This is a genomic window from Streptomyces durocortorensis (genome assembly GCF_016901035.1).
Classification (GTDB): Bacteria; Actinomycetota; Actinomycetes; order Streptomycetales; family Streptomycetaceae; genus Streptomyces; species Streptomyces durocortorensis.
Window position 1 is genome coordinate 23,097 of the sequence record NZ_JAFEUF010000017.1, and the last position, 9,571, is coordinate 32,667.

The 9,571-nt window shown below is 73.9% G+C and carries 6 protein-coding genes; 2 read left to right on the forward strand and 4 right to left on the reverse strand.

What is annotated here, in order from left to right; translation table 11 throughout:
- Nucleotides 1–328: 328 nt before the first annotated feature.
- Nucleotides 329–634 (reverse strand): 4a-hydroxytetrahydrobiopterin dehydratase, encoded by a 306-nt coding sequence (locus JS521_RS06025; protein WP_205081680.1) that lies wholly within the window; start codon nucleotides 632–634, stop codon nucleotides 329–331.
- Between the two features lie 120 nt (nucleotides 635–754).
- On the opposite strand from JS521_RS06025, the gene JS521_RS06030 reads away from it, so the two are divergent.
- Nucleotides 755–1,621 (forward strand): helix-turn-helix domain-containing protein, encoded by an 867-nt coding sequence (locus JS521_RS06030; protein WP_205081681.1) that lies wholly within the window; start codon nucleotides 755–757, stop codon nucleotides 1,619–1,621.
- Between the two features lie 34 nt (nucleotides 1,622–1,655).
- On the opposite strand, the gene secD is transcribed toward JS521_RS06030, so the two are convergent.
- From secD to ligA, 3 genes are all read right to left on the reverse strand, one after another.
- Nucleotides 1,656–4,079 carry a protein translocase subunit SecD gene (secD, locus tag JS521_RS06035; RefSeq protein ID WP_205081682.1) on the reverse strand — a complete coding sequence of 808 codons (2,424 nt, stop codon included), beginning with the start codon at nucleotides 4,077–4,079 and terminating at the stop codon, nucleotides 1,656–1,658.
- 861 nt (nucleotides 4,080–4,940) lie between these two features.
- Nucleotides 4,941–5,657 carry a rod shape-determining protein gene (locus JS521_RS06040; protein ID WP_205081705.1) on the reverse strand — a complete coding sequence of 239 codons (717 nt, stop codon included), beginning with the start codon at nucleotides 5,655–5,657 and terminating at the stop codon, nucleotides 4,941–4,943.
- A 513-nt stretch (nucleotides 5,658–6,170) separates the two neighbouring features.
- Complete coding sequence (gene ligA, locus JS521_RS06045; protein ID WP_372448557.1) at nucleotides 6,171–8,312, reverse strand: NAD-dependent DNA ligase LigA; 2,142 nt, start codon at nucleotides 8,310–8,312, stop codon at nucleotides 6,171–6,173.
- 223 nt (nucleotides 8,313–8,535) lie between these two features.
- On the opposite strand from ligA, the gene JS521_RS06050 reads away from it, so the two are divergent.
- Complete coding sequence (locus tag JS521_RS06050; protein ID WP_205081684.1) at nucleotides 8,536–9,474, forward strand: DUF1996 domain-containing protein; 939 nt, start codon at nucleotides 8,536–8,538, stop codon at nucleotides 9,472–9,474.
- The last annotated feature ends 97 nt before the right edge of the window (nucleotides 9,475–9,571 follow it).

Sequence of the window (9,571 nt, forward strand, 5' to 3'; positions counted from 1 at the left end):
CCCCCCCCCGGGGGCGGGCCCCCCCCCCCCGGGGGGGGCCCCCGCGGGGGGGGGCCCCGGGGGGGGGCGCCCCCCCCCCCCCCCCCCCCCCCGCGGGGGCCCCGGGGCTGGTGGCCGGCGCGACCCGCGCGGCGTACGCGGAGGCGGTGTCGCGCAGCCCGAGCTACGCGCAGTGGCTCGGCGCGCACCCGAGGTTCGGCACGGTGGTCTGAGCCGGCGACCGGGCGAGCCCCGGCGGCTCCGGGCGGCCGGCGCGCTCCGGCGGACCATTCGACTCCGGCGGCTCCGGCAGCCGGGCGCGCTCGGGCGGACCGATCGGCTTCGGCGGCTATTCCGCCCCGTGGGCCGGGGCGGCGGCGGCCACCCGGGTGGCGAGCGTGAGGTCCTTCTCGGTGATCGCACCGCCCGCGTCGTGCGTGTGGACGGAGAGGGCCACCGTGTTGTAGCCGAGCGTGAGATCGGAGTGGTGGTTCAACTCGTCCTGGATCTGCGCAATGTGGACGGTCAGCGCGGCGGCGGCGAAGTGGGAGGGCAGCCGGAAGGTCCGGGTGATCCGGTCGCCTTCCCGCGCCCAGCCGGGCAGGCTCTCCAGTCGGCGGTCGGTCTCGGACGGCGACAGCGGTTCGGCGCTCATGGAACGGCTCCCGTGGCTCTCGGTGGTGGTTCGTGGATCAGCATGTGTGCGTCACAGTGGGCCCGGGCGGTCCGTACCGGCGCGACCCCGCCCGGCCCCTCGTGACGTTACGGTCTTGGCATGACGACTGTCTTGCCCGACACGGGAGTGGGGCCGCTGCTGCGGGACTGGCGGGAGCAGCGGCGGATCAGCCAGTTGGAGCTGGCCCTGCGCGCGGACTCCTCGGCCCGCCACATCTCGTTCATCGAGACGGGCCGCTCCCGGCCCAGCGAGGACATGGTCCTGCGGCTGGCCGAACAGCTGGACATCCCGGTCCGGGAACGCAACGCCCTCCTCGTGATCGCCGGTTACGCACCCCGCTACCCGCAGACGCCGCTCGACGACCCGGCGATGGCCTCCCTGCGCGAGAGCCTCGACCGGCTGCTCGCGGCGTACGAGCCGTACCCGGCCCTCGTCGTGGACGGCACCTACGGGGTGGTGGCGGCCAACCGCGGGGTCGCGCTGCTGCTTGAAGGCGTACCGGAGAAGCTGCTGACCCCGCCGCTGAACGCCATGCGGCTCACCCTGCACCCGGAGGGGCTCGCCCCGCGCATCGTGAACCTTCCGGAGTGGCGGGCGGATCTGCTGGCGCAGATGGACCGTCAGATCGCCCTCGTACGCTCGCCGGAGCTGCGTGCGCTGCACGACGAGGTGGCCGCCTACCCGGCCCCCGCCCGGGCCGATGCCGAGCGGGCCGGCGGTGCGGTCCCGGTCGCCGACGGGGCGGACGGAGCGGACGGGGCAGGGCGGGAGCGGGAGCGGAGCCGGGTCGCCGCGTTCGCGCTGCCGATGCTGCTCGAACACGGGGGCCGGGTCCTGTCGTTCGTGTCGTCGATCGCGACGTTCAACACGCCGATGGACGTGACGGTGGCCGAGCTGGCCATCGAGACGTTCCTCCCCGCCGACCGGGAGACCGCCGCCTATCTGCACGTCCACGTCCCGTCCTGACCCGGCCCCTGTCCCCGCCCGCTCCCCGCTCCCCTCAGACGCGCGCCCCGTTGTCGAGCGGGTCGCGCCGTGCCGCGCGGGTCTTCCCGCGCGATGTGCCCTTGCCCTTCCCCGGTGTGGGCGGCGGGGCCTTCGCGGTCCGTTCCAGGGCGAGGGCCCCTGGGACGGCGGTGAACACCGAGGACCAGGTGCCGATGACGATGCCGATGAGCAGGGCGAGCGCGAAGTCGGCCAGCGAGTCGCCGCCCAGCACCGCGAGGGCGGCCAGGATGAACAGGGCGCCCATCCCGGTGTTCACCGTGCGCGGCACGGTCTGGAGGACGGCCTTGCGGGCGATGCTGTCCAGCGGTGTCCGCCGGTTCGCACCCCACAGCTCCCGTACCCGGTCGAAGACCACCACCGAGTCGTTCACCGAGTAGCCGATCACGGTCAGCAGAGCGGCCAGGAAGATGCCGTCCACGGGCCGCCCCAGCCAGGCGAACGCCCCCACCACCAGGATCACGTCGTGCACCATCGCCACGACGGACGCCACCGCGAACGTCCAGCGGAACCGGGCCGCCAGATAGGCCAGTTGGACAGCCACCGCGACGCCCAGGGCGATCAGCGCGTTGCGCCGCAGTTCGTCGCCGAGGCTCGGGCCGATCAGTTCGTCCCGTACCTTCGTCGTCTCGCCACCCTCCTCCGCGAGGGCGGTGCGCAGGGCGTGTTCACCGTCGTTGTCGAGCTTCCCCGTGCGTACGGACAGGTCGCCGTCGCCCGCCGTGGTGACCTCGGCGTCCCCGAACCCGGCGGCGGCGATGCTGTCCCGAGCCGTCTCGACGTCGACCGGCCGGCTGGTGGAGTATTCGACCAGTCGGCCCCCGGTGAACTCGACGCCCAGATCGACCCCGCGCACCACGATCCCGGCCACCGCGACGGCGACCAGGGCCGCCGAGACGACGAGCCACCGGACCGGTTTCCGGAAGAGCTTCGGGTCCTTGCGGACCAGCCAGGTCCGTACGGCGCCGGGCCGCCCGATGCCGTTGACGTTCCGGTAGTCGCTGACGAAGCGGGAGTTCGCGGCGATCTCGGTGAGCGCGCGGGCGATGACCAGTGCGGAGAACATCGAGGCGACGACCCCGATGGCGAGGGTGACCCCGAAGCCCTTGACCGGGCCCGAGCCCAGGAAGAAGAGCAGGCCGGCAGCGATCAGCGTGGTCGCGTTGGAGTCGGCGACCGCGCTCCACGCCTTCTGGAACCCGGTGGTCAGGGCGGAGCGCAGAGAGCGTTTCGGCCTGTCGGCGCACTCCTCTCTGGCCCGTTCGAAGACCAGGACGTTCGCGTCGACCGCCATCCCGATCGCGAGGACGAACCCGGCGAGCCCGGGGAGGGTCAGCGTGACGCCGAGGGCGAGGAGCGCGGCGTACGAGATCACGCCGTACGCCCCCAGCGCCACGGCGGCCAGCGCGCCGAAGAGGCGGTAGACGACGGTGATGAAGAGCGCGGTGGCGGCGGCTCCGACGAGGGCGGCCTGCGCGCTCGCGTCGATGGCCGCCGCGCCGAGGGTCGGGCCGACCGTCCGCTGCTCGACGATCTCGACGGGGACGGGCAGGGCCCCGCCCTTGATGAGCAGCGCCAGGTCACGCGCCTCGTCCGCGCTGAACGAGCCGGTGATCTGGGTGGCTCCCGAGGGCAGTCCGACCCGGCAGCCGACGGACGGATCGACCTGCGGCGAGGAGATGACCTTCTCGTCGAGGACGATGGCGACCCTCCGCCGGTCGTCCCCGGCGGGATGGCAGGCGGCCTCACCGGTCAGTTGCTTCCAGTCCTGGCCCGCGTCCTTGCGGAATTCGAGCGACACGCTCCAGCCCGCCCCGCCCTGTGCGTCGAACCCGGCGGTGGCGTCCTCGACGCCCGCGCCGGAGAGCCGGGGTTCGCCGAGGGCGAGAAGACGGCCCTGCTCGTCGGCGAGCGTCAGTTTGTCGGGGTCGGCGCTGGAGCCGGGATCGGCCGTGCGGTCGGGGTCGGCCGTGGAGTCCGGGCCGGCGGGGGCCTGGTCGGAGCCCCCGGTGGGCTCGGAGCCCGGGGTCTTCTCGTCCGGCTCCTCGGCTCCCGGCTCCCCTGCTCCCGGGCCCTCGACCGCGTGGAAGGTGAGCTGGGCCGTGCGGCCGATCACCTCGGCGGCCTGGCGCGGGTCCTGGACGTCGGGCAGTTCGACGATGATCCGGTCCTCGCCGGAACGCGTCAGGGTCGGCTCGGAGACGCCCAGCGAGTCGATGCGCTGGCGCAGCACCTCCAGGGTGCGGTCGGTGGTCTCCCGGTCCGCCTGGACGGTGGCGGTGTCCCGGGCCTGGAGCACGATACGGGTGCCGCCCTGGAGATCGAGTCCGAGTCTGGGCGACATGGTCAGGCTGATGTAGACGGAGACGAGCAGAACGGCGACAGCCAGAACCGCTCGCACCGCGTTGGCGCGAGTCATGGAAATCCTCCGGTGGGGCGCCTGGCGCCCTCACCTCAGTGAGGACGCGACGCCGGATCGGCAGAACAGGACGGATGACCGGTCGTGGGACCGGTGGTCGTCCTGCCCGGAGGCCCCCGTACGCCGGGGCGCGGGGGCGGCCGCGGGGGGGGCGCGGGGCCGTGGCGCTGGGCGCGTGCGCGGCGCGGCCCCCCCCCGGGGGGCGGGCCCCCTACCGTCGGGGGGGCCGCCCCGGCGGAGCGCCACAGGGGGGGGGGGGCGGGGGGGGGGGCGGGGGGGGGGGGGGCCCCGGGGGCCCCCCCCGGGGGGGGGGGGCCCCCCGGCGGCTGCCGGGCGCGTCGAAGGAGTCGGCGGCGGACCGCTGGGCGCCGCCGTGCGGTTCGGCCGACCCCGGCGGAGCGGGCGTCAGCGCGTCGTGCGGCGGCGGGGGCGCGTGCAGGAGCAGGTACGCCCGTCCGCTGCCCGCCCGGGGAGCCTGCGCCGGATCGGCCGCCGCCCTGGGCTGCTCGTGCGCGGCCTGCGCCACCGCGCCCGTGCCCGGCCCGGCCACGACGCCGTTCGCGTGGTGCGGCCTCCCTCGGTCGGACCCGGCGAGGTGCCCGGTGCCATGGCCGGTGCGATGCCGGATGTCAGGCCTGGCGACGGGCCCGGAGCGGTGGGTCGTCGGCAGGGCCGGTGCCGAGGCCGCGGTGACGGCCGGCGCGAGGCTTCGGGAAGCCGGGGCGGGTGTCGCGCCGTTCGCCGTGGCGGCACCGCCGACGAGGGTGAGGACGGTCAGAAGCAGTGTGGTCAGCACACACCGCACCCGGGACGCGTTCGACGCATTCACCGCGTTCGCCGGGGGCCGTCCCCGGTACGGCGTCACCTCGGTCGGCCGGAACGCTCGGGCGGCGCCGTCCGATGGCGGAGCACGGAGCTGAGGATCTGTCCGGCGCCCCGGACGACCGTGGTCGACGGGTCGTCGGCCAGGCGCACCCGGGTGCCGAGGCAGCGGGCGATGCGATCGGTGACGTCGGCCCGCAGCGCGCCACCGCCCGCGAGGACGGGGCCCTTGCGCAGGGCTCCGCGGATCGCGCCGTGCCGGTCGTGCCGCCACATGGACGTGATCATGTCGAGCACGGTACGGACGAGGGCGGTGGGCAGGGCCGCCGGATCGAGGCCGTCGAGGTCGTCGAGCCCGCTCTCGGCCTGCCGGGCGTCGGCGACCAGGCCGCCCACGAGGAGCGTGACCTCGGTCAGCTCGGCCCCCATGTCGACGACGAGAAGGGGGCCGGTCTCCCTGGGCCCGGCGTACGCGGCGGCGGCCCGGGCGCTGCTGAGGACCAGGACGCGCGTGGTCCCGAGCCCGGCGAGCAGGGCACGCGCGGCGGTGCGGTGTTCGGCGCCGGCGAGCACCGGGTGGCTGAGGACGATCACGCTGTCGCTGCGGTCCGGGCCCAGGGCCGCGTCGGCGATCCGGCCGAGCAGCCGACCGCAGGACTCGGGGTCGACGATGCGCCCGCGCCGGACCGGCCGTTCGGCGCCCCCGTGGGGGCCGGAGCCGGGGAACGGGTCGAGAACCAGGCCCCGGCCGGGCACCCAGGCCCGGGTACGGGAGCTGCCGAGGTCCAGGGCCAACCCCCGGGCGGCCGGGGCGCCGCCCGAGGCGACCGGGGTGCGAAGGCGCTGGTGCCGGTGGTGTGTTCGGAGGCCCTCGTACGTACGGCCCGCCCCGAACGCCCCGGCACCGCTCCCGTCACGAAGCGGTCCGGGGCCCTTCCCCCATGTGCCCGCGCCCGGACGGAGCGGCCCCCGCCACTCACCGGACGCGGAAGCGATCGAGAAGCGAACAGCCGGTACGGGAGCGGTCGAAGGAACAGAGGCCGGAGCGGGTCCTGACGACGGAGGGACGGCGCGACCCGGTCGCTGTCCGTCGTGCACAGAACGCATCGTCCCTCACCCCCGGCCGCCCGTCGCGGCCGTCCACGCACCCCGTCGGCCCGCTGATAGCGAGGCGCGACCGATCCCTCACTATGCAATACGGGGTGGTGGAACGCCACTTCCTCGCTGATTCACAGGTGCGCCGACACGCCGTGGACGGCGGTCACCGGCTCAGTCTTCCTCCCCCGTCGCCAGGAACGCGCCCACCAGCTCCGCGAACTCCTCCGGCACCGTGATCCTGACTCCCAGGCCCTCCGCCTTGGCGCGCTTGGATCCGGCCTTGTCCCCGGCGACCAGCAGACTCGTGCGCTTCGAGACGCTGGAGGACGACTTGCCTCCCGCCCGCTCGATCAGCTCGTTCATCTGGTTGCGCGACAGCTTCTCCAACGCTCCGGACATCGCGCCGGTGACCACCACGGTCATGCCCGCGAGCGGCAGCGTCGAGCCGGCGCCACCGTCACCGCCGGCACCCGCACCGGCCTCCCCGCCGACCTCCGGGTCCGCGTCGGCCGCCGCCTCCGTCCCGGGCTCCGGGGGCGGGGTGGCCCCCGGCTCGGTCATCGAGACCCCGGCCGCGACGAGCTTGCCGATCAGCGGCGCCAGCTCCACCAGCTCGGCCACCACCGCGGCCGCCTTCTCCTTGCCGATGCCGTCCACCCGCTGGAGCGTCTCCACGTCGGCGGCGACGATCCGGTCCATCGTGGCGAAATACCGCGCGATACGGCGTGACATGGACCGCCCCGTGCCTCGTACGCCCAGGGCGCAGAAGACCCGGGAGAGCGGCCGGGTGCGGGCGGTCTCGATGGCCGCCAGGAGATTGTCCGTGGAGGTCTCGCCCATCCGGTCGAGGGCGAGCAACTGCTCGCGCTCCAGGGTGAAGAGATCGGCGAAGTCCGCGACGAGGCCCGCGTCGACGAGCTGGACGACCCGGGTGGCGCCGAGGCCCTCGATGTCGAGCTGATCGCGGCCCGCCGCATACGAGACGGAGGCGACCAGACGGCAGTTGCGGCCCCGGGTGCAGCGCCAGCGCTGTTCGCTCGTGTCGATGTCGGAGCCGCACTGCGGGCAGCTCTCGGGGAAGTCGATGGGCGTCTCGTCGCCGGTGCGCAGGTGGACGACGGGGGCCTCGATGCGCGGGATGATGTCGCCGGCCTTGTAGACCATGACCTGGTCCCCCAGCCGCAGGTCGCGGCGGGTGATGTCGGCCGGGTTGTGCAGGGTGGCGTAACCGACGGTGGAGCCGTCGATCACCACGGGCTCCAGGACGGCGCGGGGCGCGATGATGCCCGTGCGCCCGACGTTCCACTCGACGGCCAGCAGGCGGGTGATCTTCTCGACGGCGGGCAGCTTGTAGGCGATGGCCCAGCGGGGCGCGCGGGTGCCGGAGCCCGCCTCGCGCTGGTCGGCCGCCAGGTCGGCCTTGATCACGATCCCGTCGATACCGAACGGCAACGAGGCGCGCAGGGAGCCTATGGCGTCCACCCGGGCCTGGACCTCCTCCACCGTCGCGGCCAGGACCGGCGCCACGTCGGTGCCCGCGGCCGTGTGCACGCCGAGGCCGGCGACGTAGGCGAGGACCTCGCTGTGGGGCAGTTCGGCGAGGGTCTCGCCCAGCTCCCCGGAGTCGGGCAGCGGCAGCGCGCCGTAGGCGAAGAAGGTCGTCTCCACCCGGTAGGCGCGGTCCTTGGCCCGCAGGGTGCCTGCCGCCCCGTTGCGCGGGTTGGCGAAGGGGGCGCCGCCGTGTTCCGTACGGATCGCGTTGCCCTGGTCGAACTGCTCGTTCGTCATCAGGATCTCGCCGCGCACCTCTATGGTGACCGGCTCGGCCAGCCGCTCCGGCAGCCCGACGACGGCACCGGCCGCGTGCGAGACGTCCTCGCCCGCCGTGCCGTCGCCCCGGGTGATGAGGCGCTCGAACCGGCCGTCCCGGTAACGCGCGGCGACCGCCAGGCCGTCGAGCTTCGGCTCGACGCTCCACGCGGTCACCGGTCTGCCGACGCGCCGCTCCAACGAGGCGGCCCAGGTGGCGAACTGCTCGGCCGAGAACACGTTGTCCAGCGACAGCATGGGCACCGTGTGCGGCACATCGCCGACGACGGCCCCGCCCGCGACCTTGCCGGTCGGCGAGGCGGCGAGCACCTCCCCCGGATGCTCCGCCTCGTACGCCGCTATCCCGCGCGCCAGCCGGTCGTAGGCATCGTCGTCCAGCGCGCTCTCGCCCGTGGCGTAGTACGCGGCGGCGGCGACGGAGGCCTGTTCCACGGCGGCGGCATAGGCGGTGGGATCGGCGAGCACAGCAGCTGAGTTCGTCATGGTCACCATTCTTCCGCCCACCACTGACAACGACCCCGATCGCCTTTCCGACCCGCATCGAGGAGAGCGCTCTCCTCGACCCTCGCCCACAACTCGCACCCCATCGTACTGATTTAAGGGGCCTGCGCGATCCCTTGACATGAACAGGAGGCACTTCTACGTTCCATTGAGAGAGCGCTCTCTCGCTTGGTCCGGAATCCCCCACGTCCCGAACAGGAGTGCCGTGCTCTTCCGTCATCGACGCAACCCCGACCACCGCCGCCAACGCTCCCTGCCGCCCTGGCGGTACAGAATCGCCGGGCTCGCCGCGGCGGCCCTCGCGCTGTCCTTCCTCCAGGCCAACGTGGGCAACGCGGCAGCCGAGCGGGCCGCCGCCGAAGCCGCGCCGAAGGCCGCCGCGGATGTGGTGCGGGTGGCCGAGTTCCTCGCCGAGTGCCCGTACACCCACCGGCTCCCCGACGACCCGATCGTCTTCCCCGGGCTGCCGGGCGCCTCCCACATGCACAGCTTCTTCGGCAACGACACCACGCACGCCGGCTCCGACCTGGCCTCCCTGGAGCGGGGGCGTACGTCGTGCTCCCCCGACATCGACCTGTCGTCGTACTGGGTGCCCACCCTCTACGACGGCGACCAGGAGGTGGAGCCCACCGGAACCACCTTCTACTACCTCGGCGAGGGGGTCAGCGACGACGTCATCCGGCAGATCAAGCCCTTCCCCCGGGGCCTGCGCATCGTGGCGGGCAACGCGAAGGCGACCGGCCCGCAGGACAACACGATCGCCCGCTGGTCGTGCCTGCACGCCGGTGAGGTCAACCCCTCGCAGGACTTCGTGAACTGTCCGCCCGGCACGATGATGGAGTCCTACCTGGACTTCCCGCAGTGCTGGAACGGTACGGACCTCGACTCCCCCGACCACAAGAGCCACATGGCCTACCCGGTGAACGGCGGCTGCCCGTCCACCCATCCGGTGCCGGTGCCCAAGCTCCGGCAGGTGCTGCGCTACCCGGTGAACGGCGACCCGGCCCGCTTCCGGCTCGCGTCCGGGCCCGGCTACACCATGCACGGCGACTTCTTCAACGTATGGCCGGAGGAGGAGATGGCGCAGCGCGTCCGCGACTGCATCAACGCGATCGTCAAGTGCGGTTTCGACGGCAAGCCCTGATTGCCCGTCATCCTCATGCGCACCGCGTCCGCCCCCGCCCCCCCCGGCCGGGGGGGGGGGTATAAAAAAAAAAACCAGGCCGCCCCAAAAAAAATTT

Bases quoted from the DNA above. Each gene is read 5' to 3' on its own strand.
- secD (WP_205081682.1), bottom strand. From the start codon at position 4,079: ATGACTCGCGCCAACGCGGTGCGAGCGGTTCTGGCTGTCGCCGTTCTG.
- JS521_RS06030 (WP_205081681.1), top strand. From the start codon at position 755: ATGACGACTGTCTTGCCCGACACGGGAGTGGGGCCGCTGCTGCGGGAC.
- ligA (WP_372448557.1), bottom strand. From the start codon at position 8,312: ATGACGAACTCAGCTGCTGTGCTCGCCGATCCCACCGCCTATGCCGCC.
- JS521_RS06025 (WP_205081680.1), bottom strand. From the start codon at position 634: ATGAGCGCCGAACCGCTGTCGCCGTCCGAGACCGACCGCCGACTGGAG.